Annotated in this window: 30 protein-coding genes; 14 read left to right on the forward strand and 16 right to left on the reverse strand. The window is 70.5% G+C overall.

The window, feature by feature from the left end; all coding sequences use genetic code 11:
• The first annotated feature begins 135 nt into the window (after window positions 1–135).
• The gene (locus ACXJKQ_RS14660) at window positions 136–705 is read left to right on the forward strand and encodes a peroxiredoxin (RefSeq protein WP_457106455.1); all 570 of its coding nucleotides are present in this window, start codon (window positions 136–138) and stop codon (window positions 703–705) included.
• A 4-nt stretch (window positions 706–709) separates the two neighbouring features.
• Here ACXJKQ_RS14660 and ACXJKQ_RS14665 read toward each other — a convergent pair whose 3' ends face one another.
• The 3 genes from ACXJKQ_RS14665 to rpoZ form a co-directional block, all read right to left on the reverse strand.
• Window positions 710–1,348 (reverse strand): LabA-like NYN domain-containing protein, encoded by a 639-nt coding sequence (locus ACXJKQ_RS14665; protein WP_457106456.1) that lies wholly within the window; start codon window positions 1,346–1,348, stop codon window positions 710–712.
• A gap of 345 nt (window positions 1,349–1,693) precedes the next feature.
• Window positions 1,694–3,952, reverse strand: a complete 2,259-nt coding sequence (locus tag ACXJKQ_RS14670; RefSeq protein ID WP_457106509.1) for a RelA/SpoT family protein — start codon at window positions 3,950–3,952, stop codon at window positions 1,694–1,696.
• Window positions 3,953–4,151: 199 nt separating this feature from the next.
• Window positions 4,152–4,562 carry a DNA-directed RNA polymerase subunit omega gene (rpoZ, locus tag ACXJKQ_RS14675; RefSeq protein WP_010685409.1) on the reverse strand — a complete coding sequence of 137 codons (411 nt, stop codon included), beginning with the start codon at window positions 4,560–4,562 and terminating at the stop codon, window positions 4,152–4,154.
• A gap of 292 nt (window positions 4,563–4,854) precedes the next feature.
• Here rpoZ and fabD point away from each other — a divergent pair, with 292 nt between their 5' ends.
• The 4 genes from fabD (at window position 4,855) to fabF (ending at window position 8,575) form a co-directional block, all read left to right on the forward strand.
• Window positions 4,855–5,799, forward strand: a complete 945-nt coding sequence (fabD, locus tag ACXJKQ_RS14680; RefSeq protein ID WP_457106457.1) for an ACP S-malonyltransferase — start codon at window positions 4,855–4,857, stop codon at window positions 5,797–5,799.
• A 17-nt stretch (window positions 5,800–5,816) separates the two neighbouring features.
• Entirely contained in the window at window positions 5,817–6,554 is a 738-nt protein-coding gene (gene fabG / locus ACXJKQ_RS14685) for a 3-oxoacyl-[acyl-carrier-protein] reductase (protein WP_457106458.1), read from the forward strand.
• Between the two features lie 322 nt (window positions 6,555–6,876).
• A complete protein-coding gene (locus ACXJKQ_RS14690) occupies window positions 6,877–7,116 on the forward strand; it encodes an acyl carrier protein (RefSeq protein WP_007559070.1) in 240 nt (79 codons plus the stop codon).
• A gap of 196 nt (window positions 7,117–7,312) precedes the next feature.
• On the forward strand, window positions 7,313–8,575 hold the full coding sequence (gene fabF, locus ACXJKQ_RS14695) for a beta-ketoacyl-ACP synthase II (RefSeq protein ID WP_457106459.1): 1,263 nt from the start codon (window positions 7,313–7,315) through the stop codon (window positions 8,573–8,575).
• Window positions 8,576–9,206: 631 nt separating this feature from the next.
• Here the strand turns inward: fabF and ACXJKQ_RS14700 are convergent.
• The 4 genes from ACXJKQ_RS14700 to ACXJKQ_RS14715 form a co-directional block, all read right to left on the reverse strand.
• Window positions 9,207–9,917, reverse strand: a complete 711-nt coding sequence (locus ACXJKQ_RS14700) for a YidB family protein (protein WP_457106460.1) — start codon at window positions 9,915–9,917, stop codon at window positions 9,207–9,209.
• A gap of 70 nt (window positions 9,918–9,987) precedes the next feature.
• The gene (locus tag ACXJKQ_RS14705; protein WP_457106461.1) at window positions 9,988–10,182 is read right to left on the reverse strand and encodes a hypothetical protein; all 195 of its coding nucleotides are present in this window, start codon (window positions 10,180–10,182) and stop codon (window positions 9,988–9,990) included.
• Window positions 10,183–10,265: 83 nt separating this feature from the next.
• Window positions 10,266–10,535, reverse strand: coding sequence for a hypothetical protein (locus ACXJKQ_RS14710; protein WP_457106462.1), 270 nt, complete (start codon window positions 10,533–10,535; stop codon window positions 10,266–10,268).
• Window positions 10,536–10,620: 85 nt separating this feature from the next.
• Window positions 10,621–12,699, reverse strand: coding sequence for a hypothetical protein (locus ACXJKQ_RS14715; protein WP_457106463.1), 2,079 nt, complete (start codon window positions 12,697–12,699; stop codon window positions 10,621–10,623).
• A 205-nt stretch (window positions 12,700–12,904) separates the two neighbouring features.
• Here ACXJKQ_RS14715 and ACXJKQ_RS14720 point away from each other — a divergent pair, with 205 nt between their 5' ends.
• Both ACXJKQ_RS14720 and ACXJKQ_RS14725 read left to right on the forward strand, forming a co-directional pair.
• Window positions 12,905–14,194, forward strand: a complete 1,290-nt coding sequence (locus ACXJKQ_RS14720) for a hypothetical protein (RefSeq protein WP_457106464.1) — start codon at window positions 12,905–12,907, stop codon at window positions 14,192–14,194.
• A gap of 167 nt (window positions 14,195–14,361) precedes the next feature.
• A complete protein-coding gene (locus ACXJKQ_RS14725) occupies window positions 14,362–14,688 on the forward strand; it encodes a hypothetical protein (protein WP_457106465.1) in 327 nt (108 codons plus the stop codon).
• Window positions 14,689–14,711: 23 nt separating this feature from the next.
• Here ACXJKQ_RS14725 and ACXJKQ_RS14730 read toward each other — a convergent pair whose 3' ends face one another.
• The gene (locus ACXJKQ_RS14730) at window positions 14,712–14,939 is read right to left on the reverse strand and encodes a hypothetical protein (protein WP_457106466.1); all 228 of its coding nucleotides are present in this window, start codon (window positions 14,937–14,939) and stop codon (window positions 14,712–14,714) included.
• A gap of 411 nt (window positions 14,940–15,350) precedes the next feature.
• Here ACXJKQ_RS14730 and ACXJKQ_RS14735 point away from each other — a divergent pair, with 411 nt between their 5' ends.
• Window positions 15,351–15,602 carry a hypothetical protein gene (locus ACXJKQ_RS14735; protein ID WP_457106467.1) on the forward strand — a complete coding sequence of 84 codons (252 nt, stop codon included), beginning with the start codon at window positions 15,351–15,353 and terminating at the stop codon, window positions 15,600–15,602.
• A gap of 52 nt (window positions 15,603–15,654) precedes the next feature.
• Here the strand turns inward: ACXJKQ_RS14735 and ACXJKQ_RS14740 are convergent, their stop codons facing one another.
• Window positions 15,655–15,897, reverse strand: a complete 243-nt coding sequence (locus tag ACXJKQ_RS14740) for a hypothetical protein (RefSeq protein ID WP_457106468.1) — start codon at window positions 15,895–15,897, stop codon at window positions 15,655–15,657.
• Between the two features lie 372 nt (window positions 15,898–16,269).
• Window positions 16,270–16,458 carry a hypothetical protein gene (locus ACXJKQ_RS14745; protein WP_457106469.1) on the reverse strand — a complete coding sequence of 63 codons (189 nt, stop codon included), beginning with the start codon at window positions 16,456–16,458 and terminating at the stop codon, window positions 16,270–16,272.
• A gap of 97 nt (window positions 16,459–16,555) precedes the next feature.
• Here ACXJKQ_RS14745 and ACXJKQ_RS14750 point away from each other — a divergent pair, with 97 nt between their 5' ends.
• A complete protein-coding gene (locus tag ACXJKQ_RS14750) occupies window positions 16,556–16,774 on the forward strand; it encodes a hypothetical protein (RefSeq protein WP_457106470.1) in 219 nt (72 codons plus the stop codon).
• A gap of 129 nt (window positions 16,775–16,903) precedes the next feature.
• Here ACXJKQ_RS14750 and ACXJKQ_RS14755 read toward each other — a convergent pair whose 3' ends face one another.
• The 5 genes from ACXJKQ_RS14755 to ACXJKQ_RS14775 form a co-directional block, all read right to left on the reverse strand.
• Window positions 16,904–17,203: a PilZ domain-containing protein gene (locus ACXJKQ_RS14755; protein ID WP_457106471.1), complete on the reverse strand. Its 300-nt coding sequence runs from the start codon at window positions 17,201–17,203 to the stop codon at window positions 16,904–16,906.
• Between the two features lie 230 nt (window positions 17,204–17,433).
• Window positions 17,434–17,787 (reverse strand): hypothetical protein, encoded by a 354-nt coding sequence (locus ACXJKQ_RS14760; protein WP_457106472.1) that lies wholly within the window; start codon window positions 17,785–17,787, stop codon window positions 17,434–17,436.
• Window positions 17,788–17,876: 89 nt separating this feature from the next.
• On the reverse strand, window positions 17,877–18,248 hold the full coding sequence (locus tag ACXJKQ_RS14765) for a hypothetical protein (protein WP_457106473.1): 372 nt from the start codon (window positions 18,246–18,248) through the stop codon (window positions 17,877–17,879).
• A 129-nt stretch (window positions 18,249–18,377) separates the two neighbouring features.
• Window positions 18,378–18,635 carry a hypothetical protein gene (locus tag ACXJKQ_RS14770; RefSeq protein ID WP_457106510.1) on the reverse strand — a complete coding sequence of 86 codons (258 nt, stop codon included), beginning with the start codon at window positions 18,633–18,635 and terminating at the stop codon, window positions 18,378–18,380.
• A gap of 286 nt (window positions 18,636–18,921) precedes the next feature.
• Window positions 18,922–19,389, reverse strand: a complete 468-nt coding sequence (locus ACXJKQ_RS14775) for a MucR family transcriptional regulator (RefSeq protein ID WP_457106474.1) — start codon at window positions 19,387–19,389, stop codon at window positions 18,922–18,924.
• Window positions 19,390–19,706: 317 nt separating this feature from the next.
• On the opposite strand from ACXJKQ_RS14775, the gene ACXJKQ_RS14780 reads away from it, so the two are divergent.
• From ACXJKQ_RS14780 to ACXJKQ_RS14800, 5 genes are all read left to right on the forward strand, one after another.
• On the forward strand, window positions 19,707–19,913 hold the full coding sequence (locus ACXJKQ_RS14780) for a hypothetical protein (RefSeq protein ID WP_457106475.1): 207 nt from the start codon (window positions 19,707–19,709) through the stop codon (window positions 19,911–19,913).
• Between the two features lie 34 nt (window positions 19,914–19,947).
• Window positions 19,948–20,133 (forward strand): hypothetical protein, encoded by a 186-nt coding sequence (locus ACXJKQ_RS14785; RefSeq protein WP_457106476.1) that lies wholly within the window; start codon window positions 19,948–19,950, stop codon window positions 20,131–20,133.
• A gap of 53 nt (window positions 20,134–20,186) precedes the next feature.
• A complete protein-coding gene (locus ACXJKQ_RS14790) occupies window positions 20,187–20,441 on the forward strand; it encodes a hypothetical protein (protein ID WP_457106477.1) in 255 nt (84 codons plus the stop codon).
• 122 nt (window positions 20,442–20,563) lie between these two features.
• Entirely contained in the window at window positions 20,564–20,797 is a 234-nt protein-coding gene (locus ACXJKQ_RS14795; protein WP_457106478.1) for a DUF6894 family protein, read from the forward strand.
• 87 nt (window positions 20,798–20,884) lie between these two features.
• Window positions 20,885–21,310, forward strand: coding sequence for a hypothetical protein (locus tag ACXJKQ_RS14800; protein ID WP_457106479.1), 426 nt, complete (start codon window positions 20,885–20,887; stop codon window positions 21,308–21,310).
• Between the two features lie 206 nt (window positions 21,311–21,516).
• Here the strand turns inward: ACXJKQ_RS14800 and ACXJKQ_RS14805 are convergent, their stop codons facing one another.
• A complete protein-coding gene (locus ACXJKQ_RS14805) occupies window positions 21,517–22,518 on the reverse strand; it encodes a diguanylate cyclase domain-containing protein (protein ID WP_457106480.1) in 1,002 nt (333 codons plus the stop codon).
• Window positions 22,519–22,685 lie beyond the last annotated feature (167 nt).

The raw sequence follows: 22,685 nt of genomic DNA on the forward strand, positions 1-22,685 counted from the left end.
CGGCCGTTTCGACGTCCCCGGCAGAGGGTGTCTCGGTGGCCGGAATGCGATCGCCTTGGCGCTGACCGCGTGATGTCTCAAGATCCGAGATTCGCCGGTGCTGCGTCCCAAGCCTGCGATTCTGCGGAGCGACCCATGTCATCCACCCACGACGCCCTGCCCGACGACCTGCCCGTCCCCGTCGACGACGGCGCGGCGGATCATCTCCGCGGCATGCGGCTTCCCGACGTGGCGCTCACCGCCACGGACGGCAGAACCGTCTCGCTGGCGCGGCTTGCCGGACGCACGGTCGCCTACGCCTACCCGCGCACCGGCGAGCCGGGACAGCCCGGCCTGACGCCCGATTGGGACGCAATCCCTGGCGCCCGGGGCTGCACGCCGCAGGCCTGCGATTTCCGCGATCACCACGCCGCGTTGACGGCGCGGGGCGTCGCGCAGGTCTACGGCCTCTCGACCCAGACCAGCGCCTACCAGCGGGAGGCGGCCGAGCGGCTGCGTCTGCCGTTCCCGCTCCTGGCCGATCCGCACCGGGCCTTCGCGATGGCCGCGCGTCTGCCGGTCTTCGAGGCGGGCGGTCAGGTGCTGCTCCGCCGCCTCACCCTGGTGATCGACGACGGCGTGGTCAGCCGGGTCTTCTACCCGGTCTTCCCGCCGGATCAGAGTGCCCGGCAGGTGCTCGCATGGCTCGACGGGACGGACGCGTGAGGGCCTATTCCTCGGCCTCCGGCTGGCGGATGCCGTACCGGTTCTCCAGGCCCGGGTTCGCGCGGCCCTCGCCGCGATAGCGGCTCGGGGCCTCCCCGGCCGGCCGGGCCGGGCGCTCGCCGGGCTCGCGACCGATCCGGCCCGCAAGACTCGCGAGGTCGACGAACTCGTCGGCCTGCCGCCGCAATTCATCGGAGATCATCGCCGGCTGCGTCTGGATGGTGGAGATCACCGTCACCTTCACGCCACGCCGCTGCATCGCCTCGACCAGGGAGCGGAAATCACCGTCGCCCGAGAACAGGATCATGTGATCGATATGCGGGCTGAGTTCGAGGGCATCGATCGCCAGCTCGATATCCATGTTGCCCTTGTACTTGCGCCTCCCCATCGAGTCCGTGAACTCCTTCACGGGCTTGGTCACGACGCGGTAGCCGTTGTAGTCGAGCCAGTCGATCAGCGGCCGGATCGAAGAATATTCCTGGTCCTCGATCATGGCCGTGTAGTAAAATGCGCGAAGGAGGTTCTCGCGTGACTGAAATTCCTTAAGAAGCTTCTTGTAGTCGATGTCGAAGCCGAGGGCCTTGGTGGTGGCATAGAGGTTCGCACCGTCGATGAAGATGGCGCTGCGCTGGGTGGCTGGCATGAACAGGTCAAATCCCGAACAATAGGGGGCGACAAGAAATCGTCTGAACAAACGGCCAGGGTCCGCCCGAGGCCGACGGCCGGGGGCGGTGCGCCGCGATCACGGTCGTCAGTCTCTGCAATCCGGGGCGAAACCGTGCGGTCCATCTCTGTGCGACCGCTGCCCTGGCCGCCGGACCATTCGTTTCAAACGCGACCTTGTCAAGCAGAGCCGAAAACGTACGGCCCCGAAAACCTGGACTGATGAACTGGAAAGGCCGGCCGCAGCAGGCTGTTGTGATGAAGAGAAAGATTTACGAAGGTCGATCCTGTAAACCTCAGATGCGTCCGGCTGCGGCCCGCGGCCTCAGCCGTTCACGCGCTCCACGCTGTTGACCGGGCGCTTGCCGCGCAGCTCGGCGATGATCGCGTTGAGATGCTGGAGATCCCAGACCGACAGGTCGATCGTGATGTCGGTGAAGTCCTGGGTCCGGCGCTTCATCGAGATATTGTCGATGTTGCCGTCATGGTCGGCGATCACCTGGGCGATCTGGGCGAACACGCCCGGTTCGTTGATCGACTTCAGCGCCAGCCGGGCGGGGAAGCGCTCGCCGCCGAGTCCTTCGGTGTCCCAGCGGACGTCGAGCCAGCGCTCGGGCTCGTTGTCGAAGGCGGCGAGCGCCGCCGACTGGATCGGGTAGACAGTGACGCCGACGCCCGGCGTCAGGATGCCGACGATCCGGTCTCCCGGGACCGCGCCGCCATTCGGCGCGAAGGTCACCGGCAGGTCGCCCGCGAGGCCCCGGATCGGGATCGCGTCGCTCCGGTCCTCGGTCTGGCCGTCCTTGCCGCCCTCGGCGCCCGGGAAGGTCAGCCGCATGGTCTGGTCCGCCGACCGGACGAGGCGGCCCGCACCGTTGACGACCCCCTGCGCAGGGGAAGGCCGACGCTCGTCGCGGTGGTCGGGATAGACGGCCCGGACAACGTCGCCCGAGAACATCTCGCCCCGCCCCACGGCGGCGAACACGTCCTCGGTGGTCGCCCGGGCGAGCCGCGGAAGGGCGCCGCGGAGCTTGTCCTCCGAGAAGGTCTTGGCCGCGCGCTCGAAGGCCCGATCCAGGATCTGGCGTCCGAGCCCGGCATATTGCCGGCGCACGGCGGCCCGGGTCGCCCGCCGGATCGCCGCCCGGGCCTTGCCGGTCACTACGAGGGACTCCCAGGCCGCCGGGGGGGAGGCCCCGTCCGAGCGGCTGATCTCGACCTCGTCGCCGTTGGCGAGTTCGTGCAGCAGCGGCGCCATCCGGCCGTTGATCTTGGCGCCGACCGCAGTGTTGCCGACATCGGTATGCACGGCGTAGGCGAAGTCGATCGGCGTCGCCCCCCGCGGCAGGGCGATCAGCCGGCCCTTCGGGGTGAAGCAGAACACCTGGTCCTGGAACAGCTCGAGCTTGGTGTGCTCCAGGAACTCCTCCGGGCTGTCGCCCTCGGCGAGCAGCTCGATGGTCCGGCGCAGCCACTGATAGGCGCCGCTCTCGGCGGCGAGCCGCGGATGCACGCTGCCCTCGCGTCCCGGATCCTTGATCAGCTCGGAGCCGATCTCCTTGTAGTGGGCGTGGGCGGCGATGCCGTACTCGGCGATGTCGTCCATGGCGCGAGTGCGGATCTGCAGCTCGACGCGCTGGCTCTTCGGCCCGATCACCGTGGTGTGGATCGAGCGGTAATCGTTCTGCTTCGGGGTCGAGACGTAGTCCTTGTACCGGCCCGGGACCATCGGCCAGCTGGTATGGACGATGCCCAGCGCCGCGTAGCATTCTTCCACGGTGTCGACGACCACGCGGAAGCCGAAGATGTCGGAGAGCTGCTCGAAGGCAACGGACTTGCGTTCCATCTTCGACCAGATCGAGAACGGCCGCTTCTGCCGGCCGCTCACCTCCGCGGTGATCCCCTGAGCCCCGAGCTTGTCGGTCAGCACCTGCGCGATGGTCTCGACCACGCTCTCGGACTTGGCGGTGAGCCGCGCCAGCCGCTGCGTGATGGTGGCGTAGACCTCCGGCTCGATGTTGCGGAAGGCCAGATCCTCCAGCTCCTCGCGCAGCTCCTGCATGCCCATCCGGCCGGCGAGCGGCGCGTAGATGTCGAGGGTTTCCTGCGCGATGCGGTGGCGCTTGTCCTCCCGCATGTGCTGGAGGGTCCGCATGTTGTGCAGGCGGTCGGCGAGCTTGACGAGCAGCACGCGCACATCCGCCGCGACCGCGAGCAGCAGCTTGCGGAAGTTCTCGCCCTGCGCGGCCTGCTTCGACACGAGGTCGAGCCGCTTGAGCTTGGTCAGGCCGTCCACCAGGGCGCCGATTTCCGACCCGAACAGCCGGCGGATCTCGTCCAGGGTCGCCTCGGTGTCCTCGACGGTGTCGTGCAGCACCGCGGCCACGATGGTGGCGTCGTCGAGGTGGAGATCCGTGAGGATCGCCGCGACTTCGAGGGGGTGGGCGAAGAAGGGGTCGCCTGAGGCGCGCTTCTGCGTGCCGTGCGCCTGCATGGCGTACACGTAGGCGCGGTTGAGCAGCGCCTCGTCGGCGGCCGGGTTGTAGCGCTTGACCCGTTCGACGAGCTCGTACTGGCGCATCATCCGGCGCGACGGGGCCGAGTCCTGGGTGCTGCGCGGGGTCGGGATCACACGCGATTGTTCCGCAACCGCCGTGCCGGCGCCAGTCCCCGGCGGGGGAAAACCGGCCGGCGCCGCGCCGGTGTCGGAACGAGAGAACCCGGCGTCTCCGCCGGGTCCGGTCTCGGTCAGGTCGTGCGCATCCAGGCCCACGTGCTCCGGCTCACTCGCCCTCGTCGTCGGTCTCGACCGGCGGGGCGAGGTTCTCGAGGCCGCGCAGGAGATCCTCCTCGCTCATGCGGTCGAACTGGACCGCCGCGTCGTCGCTGGAGGACTGCGGTGCCACCGCGGCGGCGGCCGGCGAACTCGACAGCAGCGGCACGGTCTCGGCCTCCGGCTCGTCCACCTCGACGTATTTCTGCATCGAGTGGATCAGCTGCTCCTTGAGGTCATCGGCCGTGATCGTCTCGTCGCCGATCTCGCGCAGGGCCACCACCGGGTTCTTGTCGCGGTCGCGGTCGATGGTCAGCGGGGCGCCGGCAGCCAGGAGGCGGGCTCGGTGGCTCGCCAGCAGCACCAGCTCGAAGCGGTTCTCGACCTTCTCGATGCAGTCTTCGACGGTGACGCGCGCCATGCGGGGCGGCTCCTTGGGCTTGAGCGACGGGTGATGTCGGGTATGCCGGCACTCTACACCGGATGCCGTTGTGCAACAAGCACAGCGGGTTGCGCAGGGCGCGCGCCAGTGGGGCGTCCCGGGCCGGACGGGCGCGCGCGGTGGGGCGGCATCTGAGGCGTCACCTGGGGCGGCATGGTGCGACGCATTGTTGACACCCGCGGCCGCGGGTGCGAGTGCGCCCGCCATCCCAGAGTTTCGGCCGACACGGGCGGCGTCCGCGCGCCGATCGTGCCGGCGATCAGGACGCACCATGCGCGCACTCATCTTTCCGGGTCAGGGCAGCCAGGCGGTCGGCATGGCGCGGGACCTCGCCGAGGCCTTCCCGCAGGCCAGGGCCGTGCTCGACGAGGTCGACGCCGCCCTGGGCCAGAACCTGTCGCGGCTGATGTTCGCGGGGCCGGCGGAGGACCTGACCCTCACCACCAATGCCCAGCCCGCCCTGATGGCGGCGAGCCTCGCGGTGTTGCGGGTGCTGGAGGCCGAGCGCGGCCTCGACCTCGCGCGTGACGTGGCCTGCGTGGCCGGCCACTCGCTCGGCGAGTACGCCGCCCTCGCGGCCGCCGGCAGCCTCACGGTCGCGGACGCCGCCAGGCTCCTGCGCCTGCGCGGCGAGGCCATGCAGGCGGCGGTGGCGCCGGGCGCCGGCGCCATGGCGGCGCTGATCGGCACCGACGTCGAGGCGGCCCGGTCGGTGGCCGAGGCCGCCGCCGACGAGGCCGGCGACGGCGCGGTCTGCGACGTCGCCAACGACAATGGCGGTGGTCAGGTGGTGCTCTCGGGCGACCGGCCGGCGGTGGAGCGCGCCATCGGCATCGCCACCAGCCGCGGGATCAAGCGCGCCGTCCTGCTCAACGTCTCGGCGCCGTTCCACTGCCGCCTGATGGCCCCGGCTGCCGACGCCATGGCCCGGGCGCTCGCCGCCGTCACCCTGAAGGCCCCGCGCGTCACCCTGTACGCCAACGTCATGGCCGCCCCGGTCTCCGACCCGGAGGCGATCCGCACGGCCCTGGTCGAGCAGGTCACCGGCACCGTGCGCTGGCGCGAGAGCGTCGCCGCCATGGCGGCGTCCGGCGTCGACCGGTTCCACGAACTCGGTGCCGGCAAGGTGCTCACCGGCCTCGTCAAGCGCATCGCGCCCCAGGCGAGCGCCACCGCAATCGGCACGCCCGCGGACGTCGCCGCCTTCGCGCTCTGATTCCACAGGAGCCCCGCATGTTCGATCTCTCCGGCCGCAAGGCCCTCGTCACCGGCGCCACCGGCGGCCTCGGCCAGGCGATCGCCCGGGCTCTGTACGCCCAGGGCGCCACCGTGGCGCTGTCGGGCACGCGCCCCCAGGCCCTGGAGGCGCTGGCGGCCGAACTCGGCGAGCGCGCGAGCCCCGTCGCCGCCGACCTCTCCGACAAGGACTCGGTCGAGGGCCTCGTGCCGGCCGCCGAGGCCGCGATCGGTCCGCTGGACATCCTCGTGAACAATGCCGGCATCACCCGGGACAACCTGTTCATGCGCATGAAGGACGAGGAGTGGGAGCAAGTGCTCGCCGTCAACCTCACCGCCGCCTTCCGCCTGTCGCGGGCCGCCGTGAAGGGCATGATGCGCCGCCGCTCCGGGCGGATCGTCAACATCGGCTCGGTGGTCGGCAGCACCGGCAATCCCGGCCAGGGCAACTACGCCGCCGCCAAGGCCGGCCTCGTCGGCATGACCAAGGCGCTCGCCGCCGAGGTCGCCTCGCGGGGAATCACGGTCAACTGCGTCGCCCCGGGCTTCATCAGCTCGCCCATGACCGATGCCCTGAACGAGAAGCAGCGCGAGGGCATCCTGGCCCGCGTGCCCGCCGGGCGGCTCGGTGAGGGCGCCGAGGTGGCGGCGGCCTGCATCTACCTCGCCTCCGCGGAGGCCGGCTACGTCACCGGCCACACGCTGCACGTGAATGGCGGGATGGCGATGTACTAGACCGGCCCCGGACCCGTCGAAACCGCGCCCGAATCACCCCCGCCGACACGCAAGTGCCACACCCATGAAGGGTTTCTGAACGGCCCCTCGCCAGGGCGGGAACCCTGTGCTACCACGCCCCGCAGCCGTACAGGGGGTTGACGGTTCAGCGGGTTTTCAGTCCAAGGCCCCCCGGCGGGGGCATCCCGGCTCACGCGCCGGTTCACCTCGAAGCACGCGCGATCGGACACCGGCCCGTCACAACAAGCCCGCAGGGGCGCGACGCGGCCACGGCACCACCCCGAGAAGACTGACAGACCAAAAGGACGAGGACGGAAGACCGATGAGCGATATCGCTGAGCGCGTGAAGAAGATCGTCGTCGAGCACCTGGGCGTGGAGCCCGAGAAGGTGGTCGAGAGCGCCAACTTCATCGACGACCTCGGTGCCGACAGCCTCGACACGGTCGAGCTGGTGATGGCCTTCGAGGAGGAATTCAACGTCGAGATCCCGGACGACGCGGCCGAGACGATCCAGACGGTGGGCGACGCCGTGAAGTTCCTGGAAAAGAATTCCGCCGCCTAAAGTCGCCGGGTTCGATTTCACGCGGCGCGGGTGAGGCGAAACAGCCCCCGCGCCGTTATGCGTTTCGAGGCTGCGCGCCGCGACGCCCCAGGGCGGACCGGATCCTGCCTCATTCGGTTGTTCAGGATGCGCTCCGGCCCCGCGGGGGCCCCCGGCCGTCGGCGGCGGGGAAGCGCCTCAAGACGGGACGGTTGCGATGCGGCGGGTGGTGGTCACGGGTCTGGGGATGGTCACGCCGCTGGGCAGCGGGGTCGAGCACACCTGGAGCCGGCTGATCGCGGGCGACAGCGGCGCCGGCCCGATCCGCGGCTTCGAATCCGCCGACCTGCCCTGCCGCATCGCGGCCCAGATCCCCTTCGGCGACGGCACCGACGGCACCTTCAACCCCGACGCGGTGATGGAGCCCAAGGAGCAGCGCAAGGTCGATCCGTTCATCGTCTACGCCATGGCGGCGGCCGACGAGGCCCTCAAGGATGCCGGCTGGGCGCCCAAGAGCCACGAGGACCAGTGCGCCACCGGCGTGCTGATCGGCTCCGGCATCGGCGGCATCGGCGGCATCTACGACGCCTCCGTGACCCTCCACGAGAAGGGACCGCGCCGGATCTCGCCGTTCTTCATCCCGGGCCGGATCATCAACCTCGCCTCCGGCCAGGTCTCGATCGCTCACGGCCTGAAGGGGCCGAACAACGCCGTGGTGACGGCCTGCTCCACGGGCGCCCACGCCATCGGCGACGCGAGCCGCCTGATCGCGCTCGGAGACGCCGACGTGATGGTGGCGGGCGGCGCCGAATCGCCGGTGAACCGCCTCTCGATCGCGGGCTTCTCCGCCTGCCGGGCGCTGACCACGGGCTTCAACGACACGCCCGAGAAGGCCTCCCGCCCCTACGATCGCGACCGCGACGGCTTCCTCATGGGCGAGGGCGCCGGCATCGTGGTGCTGGAGGAGTACGCGCACGCCAAGGCCCGCGGCGCGCGGATCTACGCCGAGGTGGTGGGCTACGGCCTCTCGGGCGACGCCTACCACATCACCTCCCCCTCCCCGGACGGCGACGGCGCCTTCCGCTGCATGAGCGCCGCGGTGAAGCGGGCCGGGATCTCACCCGCCGAGATCGGCTACATCAACGCCCACGGCACCTCGACGCCCATGGGCGACGAGCTGGAGCTGAAGGCCGTGGAGCGCCTCCTGGGCGATGCCGCCGCCACCGCCACCATGTCGTCCACCAAGAGCTCGGTGGGCCACCTGCTGGGCGCCGCCGGCTCGGTGGAGGCGATCTTCTCGATCCTCGTCCTGCGCGACAACGTCATCCCGCCGACGCTCAACCTCGACAACCCCTCCGTCCAGACCAAGATCGACCTCGTGCCGTTCGAGGCGAAGCGGAAGCAGGTGGATGTCGTGCTGTCGAACTCGTTCGGGTTTGGTGGGACGAATGCAAGTTTGGTGATGCGGCGGGTGGTGTAAGCGCGTCGCCGTCTCATTTCGTTACGCTCTGCAGGTCTTCTGGAAGATCTTTCCGCCATCTGGCGTACGGAATGCTGCGGCGTTGCTGCAGAAAGCGTCCGTTGCATGAGGACAGGCTGTGCTCGTCCGTGCAGTAGAGTTTAGCACGGGTCTGAAACTCGTCGCGTGTTTGCCAATGCGACGAGCTCCGTCGAGATCGCTGTCTAGCGGGTCGAACGGCCTAGGATTATCCTGAACATCTCGGATCGCGCGCGCCGAGAGCGGTGTTCAGAAAAATACATCCTGACCACGGCTCTTCAGTCGATCAACGTGAGCTTTTCATCGAAAAATTGGTAAAGCATATAGTCCAATATTAATCTGCGTGCAGGATGCTGTCTCTCACCCGGCGATCACGCCTGCGCAAACGCTCATCCTATAATCCGCGACGCTGGTTGCGTGAGACCTACGACACAGGTCCCGCGCTCGCCTCCATCCTGAACTGTTGCGCAGCAACCTCGAAGGAGGGCTCCAGAGATCGCGGTGCTGATTGGACGGCTCCTTCGAGGCCTGTGCTGCGCTCCGGCACCTCAGGATGAGTTCGCGATATGGTGCGCTGTCAGACGCGCCGCGCGCCTCCCGAATAGTCGTCCGGCTACCACCCCCGCCGCTCCGCCTCCCCCGGCACCCGCCCCTGCGGGGTAAGCGTGTGCACCACCTCCGGCAGCGCCTGAGCGAGCTGCGACAGCAGCGTCGCGCGATCCAAACCGGTCTGGCTCTGGAGGGTGTCCACCGTGTCGGGGCCGAGCGCCCGGGCGAGCTGGTCCGGGGCCACCGGGCGGTTGGCGCCGTGGCCGATCCAGGACTCGATCACGTCGCCGAGTCCGCCCTGGCGGAACCGGTCCACGAGCCCGTCGAGGCCGCCGAGATCCCCCTGCCCGTCCGGGGCGGCGCGGCTCGGGGCCGATGCGTCGCCGGGGCCGTCGAGCATGCCGGAGAGATCCGAGAAATCGCCGGGCGGCAGGGACCGGTCTACCGGCCCGCCCGGGCCGCCGTCGCGGCGGCCGCCATACTGGTCGAAGCCGCCGATGTCGCCGTTGTCATCCGGGCGGCGTCCGCCGGCATCGGCGGGGTGCTGGCCGGGATCGCGCCCGTAGGGTCCGGCGCCGCCGGAGCGGTCGGCCTCGGGGCCGGGCTCGCCCTGATGCCCGCGCCCGAAGATGTCGCCGAAGCCGCCGCTGGCGCCCTTGGCGAGCAGCAGCATCAGCAGGGCCTTCACCAGGGGCGACATGCCCCCGGCCCCCTGCTTCTGCCCGCCGAACACCTGACCGAGCACGCCGCCGATCGCCGATTCGAGCAGTCCCATGGCCGTCTCCCCGAGGCCCGAAGGCGAGCCCGGGCAAACAACAATTCGGGACGGGCGCGGGTTGCCTCGCTCAGCGGACCGGAGCGATAAGCGCGGCCTGCGTGGTGGCGGTGGTAGCGTCGGCGGACTCGACGAGGGGCACCGTGGCGGCCGAGAGGATCAGTCCGGCCAGGAACAGGCCCGTGGCGGCTGCGCCGGCGCGGGGGCGCGGCAGGCGAATGGCGCGGCGTTTCGCGGGATGGGGACGTTCGACGGTCCTGGGCATCGCGGCCTCTCCGGGTTCGGGGCGGGCTCCGTGGCCCTGTTGCCGAAGGAACGCCGCCTAGGGGCGCCCCGGTTCCCTGGGCGTTACGCCCGCTTGACGACGCGCCGCCCCAGCGCCCCGAGGATGCAGCCCGCGCAGTAGACCGGCAGGATCAGGCCTGCGCCCTCCAGCCACAGGCCGGGCAGGCCGGGCACGAACCCGGCTAGGGCCGCCGCGGTCAGGAGCCCCGCGACCACGCAGAGCCCCAGGGAGGCGGCGAGCCGGTCCGGCCAGCCGACCAGCGCCCCGACCACGAGGCCGAGTGCGGCCGCCCCGGCGAGTCCGGGCCAGAATCCGACAAGCAGCAGCGTCACGGCCGTGCGGCCTCCCTGCGGGCGCGATGGTGGCGTGCGGATGGGCGCGGCCCGGCGGGTGGGCGCGCGGCGGAGGGGGCTTCTCTCACGGCAGCAGCGCGAAGACGACGGGTCCCGCCGGCCCGTCCGGCCCGGCGCCGACCTGCTCGGGCCGGGCGCCGGCCTGGAGCAGATACTCCACCACCGCCTGGGCGCGCAGCCGCGGCAGGTCGAGGGGCGGCTCCTCCGGGGTCTCGGCGGGCTTCCTCGCCGCCGCCTTGCCGTGCGCGGCCGTCTCCTTCTTGGCCGCATCCGTCTTGGTCGAAGCCGGTTTGCCGGCCTCGGCCCTGTTGTGATCCGGCTTGCCGTGATCCGCTTTGCCCCGCTCCCTGGCGGTGTCCTTCCCGGAGGCGTCGGCCTCGGTTGTGTTGGCCTTGGAGGAACCGGCCTTGGCCACGTCCTTCGCCTCCGCGGCGGGTTTCCCGGGCACCGTGGGCGGTGCCTGCGCGTCCGGCTTGGCGGCGCTGGCGACCTGGGCCGGTGCGACGGCGGGCACGCCCTCCCCCGCGGCCGGTCCGGCGGCCGGCGTCGGAGGCGGCTTGGCCGGGTCGGCCGGTCCCGTGACCGCGATGCGCAGCGACGGGCAGGTCTTGGCCAGGGCGGCGAGGGCGTCGAGGGTCGGGTAGAAGGACGGCGTCAGGACCGCGCCCCCCGTGGGGAAGCGCAGGTCGGCCCCCGCCAGGACGGCGGAGACGTCGGCACGGCAGGTCGCCGGGTCGCGCCGCTCGGCCGCGTCCCGGGCCGTGACATGGGCCTGGGCGGTCCAGCCGGGGGGCAGCGCCTCGGCCAGCCGGTCGGGCGCACGGGCGGCGCCCTCCCGGTAGAGGCTCTCGCCGGTCAGGGTCAGGGCGCGGTCCGAGACCGAGACGGTCCCGTCCGCGAGGTTCGTCACCAGGGGCGCGGTGGCGGCCAGCGCATCCCCGAGATCTGGCGGGGCGCCGTCGGCGAGGCGGGTACGGTCGATGACCGACTCCCGGAACAGGCGCGGGCGCAGGGCGGCCAAGACCCGCTCCCGGGTCGCGGTGTCGGGCATGTGGCCGGTGACGGTGACGGCATCGGCCGTCCGGCGGATCGCCACCCGGTAKGGCGAGAGCGGCCGCGCCGTGAGCGCCACCGTCCCGGCCGCGACGCCCGCGGGCCGGCCGTCGCGCATCAGCGCTGCGGCGTCGGGGATGGCCTGCCCATCGATCGCGTCGCCGGTCACCGAGACCGCCCCGTCCTTGAACTCGACCGCGCCGGACTGGATCAGCTCGGCGAGCTTGAACGCGAAGGCGATGAGGCTCTTCGGGTCGATGGCCGGGTCGAGGCCACGGGCCGCCAGGAGCCGATCCTCCACGGCGCCGCCGGCCGCCGCCTCGGTGGCGGCGTGCAGGGCGGCCTCGCGGTCGGCCGCCGAGGGGGCGAACCCGTCGAGGACGAGGCCCCGGGCCGATTTCTCCAGGGCGAACCGGTACGCCGCCACCCTGGGCGGCAGGATTTCGATCCGCCCGATGCTGAACCCCTCCGGCGGGTCCGAGAGGGCCGCCCGCAGGGCCTCGTAGGCGGGCACGTCGAGGGCCTCGCCGGACAGGCTGAGCACGGTGTCGCTGAGGGCCGCCCGGCCGCCCTTGGCGAGGCCGGAGAGCCGGGTCGCCAGGAACGCGGCCGCGCTGGCGAAATCCGGCGGCGCCCCCCGGGCGGCCCGGGCCGTGTCGTCGAGGCTGGTGCCGGGCTCGAGGGCGCCAGTGATCCGCGCCTCCAGCGCCCGTCGGCCGATCTCCACGGGGCGGCTGCCCTCCAGGGCGATCCGGTTGGGGCCGGTGCGGATCGCGGCCCACTGGAAGGGGGTCGCGGTCTCGACGATGCCCACCTCCGAGATGATGCGACGCGGCCCGTCCAGCGCGGCGAGGCGGGACAGAACGGTGGCCCGCTCGGCGACGTCCGGCGCCTCGCCGGCCGCCCGGAGGTCGCGACCGCTCGCCCCGAGCCGGAGCCAGGGCTCGCCGGTGGCCGTGGCGGTGCCGGCCGCGACGCCCGCGCCCTCGGCTTCGAGCCGCTCGGCGATCCGCGGGGCGGCATAGAGGGACGCGCTCGCCCAGATCAACGCGAGCGCCGGCAGGCCGGCGAGCCAACCGGCGCTACGCAAGCCTTGGGCGAAAAATTCGGGCAACGGCACGATCGCAGGTTGGCACGCCGGTTCGGGCGGATCAGCCCGTGAGAGCACACCGCCTTTCCGGCAGCATGAAGGCCGGACGGTTCCTTTCCGCGTCCCGCGTCGGTGCGCCGCCGGAACCCGCCGGATGCCTCCCGGTTTGTCGGCGACACTCCTGTCCCCGTCCGCGGAGCGTGCCATGCGGTCCATCCTCGCCGCCGCCCTGCTGGTGCCCCTCGCGGTTCCGGCCGCGGCGCAGAGCCTCTCGGCCACCGCCACGGTGCCGAGTTCGGCCTCGCTGGAGCCGATCACGGCGATCGCCAATCCCGGTCAGCTCAGTCTCGGCGGGAGCGCCACCACCGGCCCGTTTCCGACCCTCTCGGCGCAGACCGGCGGCCTCGTGAATGCCGGCCAGCTCAGCCTCGGGGGTGCGGGCGGCGGAGGCGGCCGCATCGGATCCTCGACCGGGGTGGGTCAACTCGGTGCCGCGGCTTCGGGCACGACCGGCGGGGCCGGCGTCACCGGCGCGACGTCGGCCACGCTCGGGACCGCCGGAGCGATCGGCGCGACCGGCACGCGGAACGGCTTCAGCGCCGCGTCGGGTGCGGTGCGCGGGTCGATCTCGGGGAGCGCGCTGTCGTCGATCAGCGGCACGCGGGGCCTCGTGGGCGGCGTGGCCCTTGGCACGGGCCAGACCGCCAACACGGTTCCCTCGACGACCGCCGCCTTTGGTGCGGCCACGGCCGGGTCCGGCTTCGGAAACGGCTCGGGTCTGGCCACCGGCACGAGCACCGGCGCGCTCTCCGGAGCGACGCCCGCCACAGGGGCGACCCTGGCGTCCGGGTCGACCGGTGTCGTCAGTGCGGCCACCAGCACCTCCGGGGCCGTGCCCTCGACGGTCGGCCCGTTCACGCCGTTCGGAGCCGAGACAGCCCTACGTTCCGGTGGAGGTGCGACGGCCGTCGTGCCGGCGGGCGCCGGCGGGATCGGGACCGGCGGAGCCGCGATCGCCGCAGCACCCCAGGTGCTCGACCCGATCCGGTCGGCGAACACCACGCCGTCCGGTGGCGGCGCGGTCGGCGGTGCCGGCATCGGCGGCGCGGCGGCGATACCTGCGGCGGGCTTCCGGCCGAGGCCTGCATCGGCGGCAGCGCGTTCTGAGCCGCGCGAGCGTCCGGAACCCGGCCGAACCGCTGCCGTTCACTCTGTTCCGGCACCTCGGCCGGGACAGGAGGCAGAGATGAACGTCGTTCTGGGCCGCGTCTCGCTCGCGGTCGCTCTCGTTCTGGGGGTCTCGGGCGCCGCCCTGGCACGCGATGCCGGGTCGAAGGCTCACGGTGCCAATACCACGACGGGCCTGCACGGCATCGGCTTCGCCGAGCCGAAGTTCCGCTCGAGCCTGCGTACCGGCAGGGACCAGCCCTACACGTGGCCGGTCAGCGACCGCTATCACCCAGTCTCCCAGCCCTTCTATGGCCGGGCCTATTGAGCCGGACTGACGGCGCTCCGCCGAAGGGATGAATGGCGCGGCGCCGGTGCGTGCCGCACACCAAAATGCAGGCCCATCCCCGACAGCGATGCGGGCAGGAACAGATCCGGCGTGATCCCAGCGGTACGGGGTTCGTCGCCGGATCGCTTCGGAGCCAGGAGCGTGTGATGCATCTGCTGAGCCGGCTCTTCGTCGCAGGCCTGGTGGTCACGCCCCTCTCGGGGCAGGCGGGGGAGTTCGCGCAGACGGCGCCGGTGCCCGGTATGGCCCTGACGCCTCCCGATCCCGGCATGGCCAGCGGGGCTTCCGAGCCCGCGCCATCGCCTGTACCGGGGGCGGCCGCCCCGGCTCAGGCTCAACTCGACCTGACCGCCGATCGCCGGCGGCTGCGGGCTCTGGGTAGCGGCCTCTCTTCGATCGAAGGCCATCTCCCGAACCAGCGCACCGGTCCGCGACACGAGCACGTGGTGCGCGATATCTGCATCGGCTGCTGATCACCCCGCGGATGCCGGGTCGACTATTGCAGCGCGCTCGCCCGTGAATGAGCTCGTATCCAGCGCGGCGAGAGGATGTCGCCGGCCTCGGTGATAATCCAGGGCTGCGCCTCCCCGGTTTCGAGCGCCTGGAGGGCGACCACGAGGGCTTCGCGGACGGTCGCGAAGGGGCGACCCTCCGCGGACCGGCCAGGCGAGCGCCTGGGCCAAACGGTCAGCTCGGCTTCCTTATCGAGATCGGCGGGCGTCATAGGCGGGCCCATGCGGCTCTGCGTTGTGCGGAGTTCTACCGGGCTTCTGTGACGTGGATCTGGCGCGCGTGTTGCCGATTCGTGTCCGCACCGAGATCCACGGCGACGGGCACGCTTGCGCAGCTACGCCAGACGATCCGAGCTCGGGCTGTGAAATTAAATGATGCGATGCAGCAATTTTACTTTGAGAATGCCTTATCGGAAGTTTAGTTCATTTGCATCGAATGCATGGAACTGACGAGGTCCGGCTGAACGGATGCCTCCGGAATTGTCGCGAACACTGCATTACCGTGCTGGACTCACGTTATGATGCAATGCGCAAAACGCATATCGCAACGCACAAATCCGTGGTCTTATGCGCTGGCCGAGCGAATCCTGCGCTCGGCGCTGCGATCGAAACGGAGACGCACCATGCGCACGATTCTCATCCTCGCGTCGGCCGCGCTCACCTCGGCCGCCTTCACGGGCCTCGCTACGGCCGACGAGCGCCTGCACCTGACGCCGCCGCTCTATCGGGACCAGGCTCGGACTGCCCAGCAGGTCCGCGCGATCCACGACCTGACCACGACGCCCCAGCCCGTCTCGGCTCCCGCGGTCCTCGGCCGGACGGTCTCGTCCCTGGGCCGGTCGATGGTTCAGGCCTCCGCGGAGCCGCGCCGCTGAGTCCGCCGCCGGAGATGCGTCGCCCTCGGGCGGCCCCCTCTCCGGCGCTTCTTCAGACAATATGCAGGCTCTGAGCCGCCACCGCGGGGGACACGCCGCGGCGGATCAGGCGCCGGATCCGCGCCTGCTGATCGCGTTCGGCGCTGAGGGCGGTCCCTGCCGCGCGGTAGCCCTCGAACCACAGATGTGCCCACGCATACTGTGTCGCCATCATCAGCAGCACGGCATTCTCGGCCTGCCGCAGACCCAGCCGCAGGCTTTCATCTGCCAAGCGGCCAACCTCCCCGTACATCATGTCCGACTCCGCGTCCGACCACGACCGGTAGCCCATCGCCGGGCTGCCGGCTCACTGACTCTGCGGCCCCTCGGGGATCCGCTCAAGCGGATGCCTCGTCGGTGGCCGCTGGGCTGCCGCGGCTGCCTCTTGAGCTGCGTCCCATCCCTGTTCCATCGCCCTGTGGGCCTCCTCGGCGCCCTGGGGCAACGCGGTGCGGACACGCTCCGCTCCCTGCCTGTGTGCGCCCGAGGGAAGAGCCCCCATCCTTTTGGTCTGCGCCCGCAGAGTGTCGAAACGCCCTCGGGCGTATGCAGCCTGGATCTCGGCCGCTTCGGACAGGGATTGCGCGGCCCCGTGCGTCCGTGGACCGGCGCACGGCCGAGCGACACGTCAGATCTCGGTCTCGCGCCGAACGATCGCATCCTCGCCATTGCCCTTCTGCGCGACGCCAACCTCCGGATCCTCGCCCCGGAGCGTCGCCGGGATATCGAGGCGTTCTGATCTCGGGGTCGGGGCCTCCGGATCGCACGGAGCCGGATCACGGTTCGGCCGGGCTGCGGTTTCGCGTGCGTTGGTCATGGGATCTCCCCTTCCCCCTTGGCAACGCGACGGTCAGTCGGCGGGTCCGGCGTCGGCCTCACGATGGTGGGAGGCGGGATGGAGCGCGCAGCGCTATATGGGAGGCGCGAGCAGGGAGAGTGGCGTGTTCACCGTTAAGGGGATTGATCCGTCCGGGCGCGTCATGACGTTCGCCTGCGGGACTGACGAGCAGGCCATGGAGAAGACCTGGGAGCTGGCCCGGCGCGGCTTCCGCGAGATCACGGTCTCCGACCCGAGGGGCAAAGAGCTGACTGCGGCCGCCTTCGAACGCTCTCTGAACATCGATTGGGAGTGACGCGGTTCGTCGCACGGAACTTCGTGACTGGTCCGTCCCAGCGCTCGCGGGATCCTGGCCAGTGAAGGGAGCATGCGCGTCCGACGGAGGTGCGCCCGCCGAGGGAGGATCGGCCGCCGGCCGGAGACGTCAGATCGCCTCCAATTCGCGTCGGAGGTTCGATCGGCTCGGGTGCGCGGCTTCGGGAACGTCGGTGGCTGCCCCGATCTCTTCCGTCTTGCGCCAGACAGCCCGGCACACGAGGATCTCGTTGCTGGCATCGATGCTCAAGACGAACCTGTCTGGCACGATCTCGGCGTCCGGGAGGGCGATCCGCACGCCCCCGGCGGACCGGTCGTAGACGATGCAGGGCAGGCTTCGGTGCTCATCCACCGAGATGCTGCCGGTCTCATTCAGAAGTGTGCGTGGCGCGCTGCGTCGTTCGAACATCACCGCCTCGGAAACCTGTGCCCGGCAGGATCGGGCTCCCGGGTTCAGGCCGGGTTTGGAAAATGCATCAACTTGTCAGGATGCCGGCGGTCCTGTGGATTTCGTGATCTCGGGTGATCCGCTGGGAGAAGCCGAACGGCATGCGCGTCCCGGCTGCCGGATCGATGCGCGGCGAAGCCGGGAGGCTCGGATCTCCGTCGGAGAGGCCGCGCGCGTGGCGGCCCGTGACGCTAACCGGTGATGACTTCGACGAGGGTGGTGAGAAAGCCCAGGGCGACGGCGCCGATGCCGCTCATGAAGGCGACATCCCAGCCGGCGAATTCCTTCGACTGAGGAGCGCGGAGGAAGGTGAACAGCGTGACGGCCGCTCCGCAGATGACGAGCGCAATGGCCAGATAGATCGGTCGAGACATGGCGTTTCCTCTTCCGCCGGTCTCGCGGCCCTTGAGGGCTCTTGTGCGGATGACTACGACCGGCGTGATCTGTTCAGGCGCATCCGTCTTTAAAACATGACAGACGGCGCGGTAGCGAACAAGACGATAATCTGTTCTGCATTGCGGAACATAAAGTCGGAGCGCCCGCATGATCTGACCTGGGCGCGGGGCTCCAGACGAATCCACCGCGAGAGCTGCCAATTTCGAGGGGCGTTCCTCGCCAGCGCTCCTGAACTCACTCAGTCGACGAAAACGCGGATGCCGTCCGTATTCATGATGTCCCGCTGGTCGGCGCACCATTGCTCCGCGCCCACCGCGGCGATCTCGGCCGCCACGCGCCGACCCTCCTCGGCGATGGCGCTCTGGGTTCGGCGGTGGCCGAGGCTCGCGTCGAGGGCGCGGCGGACCGTCCGGGACAGGCTCTCGGAGACCGTGTCGTCGATGGTGTAGAGTTTGCGGCAGTACAGGACGATACCGGCCTGCGCGCCGACGATCCGCACGAGGCCCTCGATCGTCTCGGTCCGCTTGGCAGCCTTCGGGTCCTCGGCGGCCGAAGCCGCGTCGGGCAACGCTGTTGCAGCCAGCAGGACTGCGAGCAGGGCGTGTCTCATGCGGCGGCACTCCTCCGGTCCGAAGCCGGACCGCGCGTCTGGATCACCGCATGGGACGAGGGCAGCGCCCGCCTGTCGTCACGGTCGTATGCGGGCGATCCCGCGGGAGCACCCGTCAGGTCCGGTCGATCATTTCCGGGCGGCCATCATGTCATGGGTCAGGACGGTCAGCTTGCCGATCAGACTGCTGATATCCGTGCTTTTGCAGGACCATTGCGTGCCGATCGCCTCGCCGTCCGCCGAGACGGAGACGATCGCCACCGAACGCAGCCGACCCTCGCGCGCCAGCGCCAGCTGATCCTGCAGCACGGCGATAATCGAAGCCGTGTCCTCGTCCGCGATCGTGGGCGCGATGTGCGCCGGGAACGGCACGACCGAACTCGTCATCGTCTGCTCTCGCTTCATCTCGCCGAACCCCTCGGTAACATCTCCGGGCTTCGGCGTGCGCATCTGCTTTGTGCAGAGTGTGGCAGCTTGTCCGTGTCCTGCGATGTCGTGGACAGATGTGGCGGCGATGCAACGATTCCGGTCAGGTCCGGCACGGCCATGCCGCAGGCCTTCCGCGCTCCGGTATTTGCGGATCGCGGCCGGGTGATGCGGCAGACTGTATGGGTGATGCGCGGTCGGTCTTCAGGGAGGCGCCCTGCGCGGGGCGCCCCCGGAGGCGTTCCGCTCAGGCGGCCTTACGGCCCTTGCGCTCGCGCTCGGCCATGGCGCCGGGCTGGCCCAGGCCGATCGCCTTGGCGAGGGCGGAGCGCTGTTCGGCGTAGCTCGGGGCAACCATCGGGTAATCGGCCGGCAGGCCGTAGCGGTCGCGATAGCTGCGCGGGTCGAGGCCGTGGCTGGTCAGGTGGCGCTTGAGCGTCTTGTAGGTCTTGCCGTCGATGAAGCTGACAATACCGTCCTGCCGGACCGACTTGCGGATCTGGGCCGCACTTGGCTTCTCAACATCGGCCGGGGATGCTGTCCCGGACTCCGCCGTCAGCGTCCCGGCGACGAGCCCGCTGATCGCACCGTGCACCCGCGCGATCAGAGCCGGCAATTCGGCGGCCGGGACCGGATTGTTCGACACGTAGGCGGCGACGATATCGCCCGCCAGCTCGATGAAGTTGGAGTTGGGCCCTGTGGTTTCTTCTCTCACTGTAAGGTTCCTAGTGTGCCCCTCACAGGGGATTTGCTACCTTTGCGCGCTGAATGCAAGTTACAAAAGCGCTCGGCGGCCGGAATCTCGCGCGTGATTGGTGCGCTCGCTTCGGACGATCGACGGGGATTTCTGGGCGTGCGCGGCGGAAAACTTCCAGCCGCAGCTGCGGCGGTCCTATCAACTGCAGTAGTGTTTTCGCAGCGCGAAACGATCAGAAGCTGAATCTGACGATTTTTGCCGGGCTGCCGGCGAGGGCCGGTCGTTCCATCATCTTCTGCGGTGACGCGGCTGACTTGCCATGGCATGGCGCGTCGATGCTGATGCTCGCGCTTCTCCTCATCCTCCTGGCCGTTGTGACGGCGATGATCGTCCTGCGGCGATGGACCGGGCGCTTGGCCTCTCTGGCAACGCTTTTGGCAGGGGCGATCATGGCGCTGTGGCTGGCCGAGGTCGGGCTGTTGCCGGGATCTCAGGGGCCGCTGACAGAGCATCGTCCCCTCGTCCCCGGGCTTGACCGGTAACGGTTCGGTAAGCGTCCCGGCGCGAGCATTGATCATGCCCACACTCTCCGCCCCGCGCCTGCTCACATTCCTGGTGTCGGCCGTGTTGATCGGCCTTGCCATCGCCAGTCTTTACACGCGCATTCCCATGGTCGGGCGTACGGTCGTGGCGCACCGGCAGTGGTTCTTTATCGGCGCCTATGTCCTCCTCGCCCTTGGGGTGACCACCCGCAGCCTGTAGGGGGACGAGCCGTCGGTCCAGTCGCGATCGCTGTCCGCGCGGGGGAGACCGGAATGGCTTTGAAGACCACCTATCTCGTGCAGCCCTTCGAGCTGCATCGGAACCGCCTGCGGCCCGCGCGCCAGGAGCCCGCGCAGAGCGAGTTCGGCGCCCTCAAGAAGGCGGAGGCCCTGGCCGCCCGGATGCCGGGCGCGGCGGCCCTCAAAGTCGTCGCCGACGACGAGACCGGTGAGCTCGAGGGCGTGACCATCCTCGGCCAGTTCGGGACCGTCCCGGAGGATTTCGCCGAGACGCTCCTGGGCTCCTGAGCGCATCCGCGGCCGCGTCTCAAGGTGCGACACGGGGGACGCCGGATTGCGGTCCGCGGGAAACTACGTAGAAACAACGGAGACCGAATCTTGCGAGCCCCCTGCTCGCCGAGCCCGCATCCGTGCCCCGCTATTTCATCGATCTCCACGACGGCGCCAACCTGGTGCGCGACCGGGACGGCTTCGATCTTCCGGACCTCGCTGCCGCGCGGGCTCAGGCCGTTCGCATCCTGACCCGGTTGGCGCAGGGGTTGACCGATCCGATGGAGCGGCAGGATTACGTGATCGCCGTGCGCGACGAGCAGGGCACCGTTCGCCTGCGCCTTCGCCTCTCCTACGATGTCGAGGCCGGCTGACGGAGCGGCCGTCGCACGCGGCGTGGAGAGCGTCGCGCCCCGCCGCGTTGACCGGGGCTGGCACGGCGCAGGGCCGGGGGAGATCGCATGGGACAGTCAACAGGTCTGGTCGGCCCGCTCGTGGCGGCCCTGATGGTGCTCTGCCCTGCGGGCTTGGCGACGGCCCAGACCGCGCCGCCGCCGCAGGTCGGCTCCGCCACGGCGACGGCGGACAACGCCGTGCTGCTGACGGTCTTCCTGCGCCACGATCAGTCCCGCCCCCTGGCGGAGCTGAACGCGCAGCTCGCCAAGCAGGGCTTCTACAAGGCCTTCCCGCCTCCGGGCATCGAGGTGGTCTCCTGGAACGTCGTGATGGGGATCGGGCAGATCATCGTCCTGCGCCTGCCCGCGTCCCGCCTGCGCGAGGTCAACCGCGTCCTCGAGGACACGGCCTGGGGGGCGTACCGCACCGAATTCTACCCGACCTACGATTACAGGGCCGTGGGCCTCGGCGAGCACGAGAAGGCGCGCTGAGCGCCCCCGCGGGCTCAGACGAAGTGCGCCGGCAGCGACAGGCCCTGCGCGTACAGGGTCAACGCGATGGCGCCGCCCATCAGGGTGGCCGCCAGGGTGATGCGGTTGGTCCAGCTCATCGTCGATCTCCTTCGGTTCGCGACTGTGTTCGCGGTGTGGAGATGAGATAAGCCCAAGCTTTCGCGGCGCGCGTGTTCCGCGACACATCAGAGGGCGGCCGCGTGGCCGGGCTGCTGCGTGCCCAGGATCAGCGCCGCATCCCACAGGCAGGGCTGGCCGAGCCGCTTGGCCTCGTACATCGCCGCGTCGGCCCGCTCCGTCAGGCCCTGCGCCCGGGTGGCGTTCAGCGGGGCGCAGGCCACGCCGATCGCCGCGCCGATGCGGATCGGCGATCCCGCCCCGAGATCGTAGGGCTCGGCGAGGCGCGCCTGGAGGTTCAGGGCGAAGCCGAGCGCGGGTGCCGGCGCCGCGTTGCTCAGGAGGATGGTGAACTCGTCGCCCCCGAGCCGCGCGGCGATGTCCCCCTCCCCCAGGCCCTCCCGCAGGCGATCGGCCAGTTGCCGCAGCAGCGCGTCGCCCACGGCGTGGCCGTAGCGGTCGTTCACCGGCTTGAAGCCGTCGAGGTCGACGCACAGCAGCGCGCAGGCCGCGCGATCGAGGGTCGCCAGCGCCCGGTCGAGGCGGGCCGCGAACAGGTAGCGGTTCGGCAATCCGGTGAGCGGGTCGTGGTGGGCCATGTAGCGCAGGAGCGCCTCCGCCCGGCGGCACTCGGTCACGTCCTCCCACAGGACGGTCCAGCCGCCCTTCGCCTGCGGGTGCAGTGTGATCGCGATCTGGCGCCCGTCCGGAAGCACCTGCACGACCGCATCGGCCGTGCCCCGGGCGAGGAGCCGCCGGCGCGCCGCCCAGAGGCCGGAGGGAGCCCCGTCGGCTCCGGCGAGTCCCGTCGCGCCCACGTCCCGGGCATGCAGGCCGGGCCTGACCCGGTCCGCGCCCGGGCCGAACAGGCGCCGGAAGCCGTCATTCACGAACAGCAGCCGGTCGGCGGCATCGAATACGCAGAGGCCGTGCGGGAGCGCGTCCAGCGCCTGGACGATTCCGGCGCCGAGCTGGCGCGTGCGGCCGAGCCCGTCCTGCCGCCGGTCGCGGACCGCCTGGCGATGGCGCCGCGCCCGCTTCATCGCCGCCCAGTCCGCCCGCGCCGCCATGGCCATTCCCCCGAAGAGCCCGACATCGGCGGTCGCACGACCAACGGATCGGCGGCCCGGAAATTAATCCCGGTTCCTGATAGAATGGGATTCCTTTCGCCAACCTTGACGAAAGGACCATGCGTTGAACGATCCTTTGCGCGCCCGCCCTGCCCGCACGTCGAGGC

The organism is Methylobacterium sp. P5_C11, from assembly GCF_054049775.1.

Bases quoted from the DNA above. Each gene is read 5' to 3' on its own strand.
- ACXJKQ_RS14660 (WP_457106455.1), top strand. From the start codon at position 136: ATGTCATCCACCCACGACGCCCTGCCCGACGACCTGCCCGTCCCCGTC.
- ACXJKQ_RS14665 (WP_457106456.1), bottom strand. From the start codon at position 1,348: ATGCCAGCCACCCAGCGCAGCGCCATCTTCATCGACGGTGCGAACCTC.
- ACXJKQ_RS14670 (WP_457106509.1), bottom strand. From the start codon at position 3,952: ATGATGCGCCAGTACGAGCTCGTCGAACGGGTCAAGCGCTACAACCCG.
- rpoZ (WP_010685409.1), bottom strand. From the start codon at position 4,562: ATGGCGCGCGTCACCGTCGAAGACTGCATCGAGAAGGTCGAGAACCGC.
- fabD (WP_457106457.1), top strand. From the start codon at position 4,855: ATGCGCGCACTCATCTTTCCGGGTCAGGGCAGCCAGGCGGTCGGCATG.
- fabG (WP_457106458.1), top strand. From the start codon at position 5,817: ATGTTCGATCTCTCCGGCCGCAAGGCCCTCGTCACCGGCGCCACCGGC.
- ACXJKQ_RS14690 (WP_007559070.1), top strand. From the start codon at position 6,877: ATGAGCGATATCGCTGAGCGCGTGAAGAAGATCGTCGTCGAGCACCTG.
- fabF (WP_457106459.1), top strand. From the start codon at position 7,313: ATGCGGCGGGTGGTGGTCACGGGTCTGGGGATGGTCACGCCGCTGGGC.
- ACXJKQ_RS14700 (WP_457106460.1), bottom strand. From the start codon at position 9,917: ATGGGACTGCTCGAATCGGCGATCGGCGGCGTGCTCGGTCAGGTGTTC.
- ACXJKQ_RS14705 (WP_457106461.1), bottom strand. From the start codon at position 10,182: ATGCCCAGGACCGTCGAACGTCCCCATCCCGCGAAACGCCGCGCCATT.
- ACXJKQ_RS14720 (WP_457106464.1), top strand. From the start codon at position 12,905: ATGCGGTCCATCCTCGCCGCCGCCCTGCTGGTGCCCCTCGCGGTTCCG.
- ACXJKQ_RS14725 (WP_457106465.1), top strand. From the start codon at position 14,362: ATGCATCTGCTGAGCCGGCTCTTCGTCGCAGGCCTGGTGGTCACGCCC.
- ACXJKQ_RS14730 (WP_457106466.1), bottom strand. From the start codon at position 14,939: ATGACGCCCGCCGATCTCGATAAGGAAGCCGAGCTGACCGTTTGGCCC.
- ACXJKQ_RS14735 (WP_457106467.1), top strand. From the start codon at position 15,351: ATGCGCACGATTCTCATCCTCGCGTCGGCCGCGCTCACCTCGGCCGCC.
- ACXJKQ_RS14740 (WP_457106468.1), bottom strand. From the start codon at position 15,897: ATGATGTACGGGGAGGTTGGCCGCTTGGCAGATGAAAGCCTGCGGCTG.
- ACXJKQ_RS14745 (WP_457106469.1), bottom strand. From the start codon at position 16,458: ATGACCAACGCACGCGAAACCGCAGCCCGGCCGAACCGTGATCCGGCT.
- ACXJKQ_RS14750 (WP_457106470.1), top strand. From the start codon at position 16,556: ATGGGAGGCGCGAGCAGGGAGAGTGGCGTGTTCACCGTTAAGGGGATT.
- ACXJKQ_RS14755 (WP_457106471.1), bottom strand. From the start codon at position 17,203: ATGTTCGAACGACGCAGCGCGCCACGCACACTTCTGAATGAGACCGGC.
- ACXJKQ_RS14760 (WP_457106472.1), bottom strand. From the start codon at position 17,787: ATGCGGGCGCTCCGACTTTATGTTCCGCAATGCAGAACAGATTATCGT.
- ACXJKQ_RS14765 (WP_457106473.1), bottom strand. From the start codon at position 18,248: ATGAGACACGCCCTGCTCGCAGTCCTGCTGGCTGCAACAGCGTTGCCC.
- ACXJKQ_RS14770 (WP_457106510.1), bottom strand. From the start codon at position 18,635: ATGACGAGTTCGGTCGTGCCGTTCCCGGCGCACATCGCGCCCACGATC.
- ACXJKQ_RS14780 (WP_457106475.1), top strand. From the start codon at position 19,707: ATGCTGATGCTCGCGCTTCTCCTCATCCTCCTGGCCGTTGTGACGGCG.
- ACXJKQ_RS14785 (WP_457106476.1), top strand. From the start codon at position 19,948: ATGCCCACACTCTCCGCCCCGCGCCTGCTCACATTCCTGGTGTCGGCC.
- ACXJKQ_RS14790 (WP_457106477.1), top strand. From the start codon at position 20,187: ATGGCTTTGAAGACCACCTATCTCGTGCAGCCCTTCGAGCTGCATCGG.
- ACXJKQ_RS14800 (WP_457106479.1), top strand. From the start codon at position 20,885: ATGGGACAGTCAACAGGTCTGGTCGGCCCGCTCGTGGCGGCCCTGATG.
- ACXJKQ_RS14805 (WP_457106480.1), bottom strand. From the start codon at position 22,518: ATGGCGGCGCGGGCGGACTGGGCGGCGATGAAGCGGGCGCGGCGCCAT.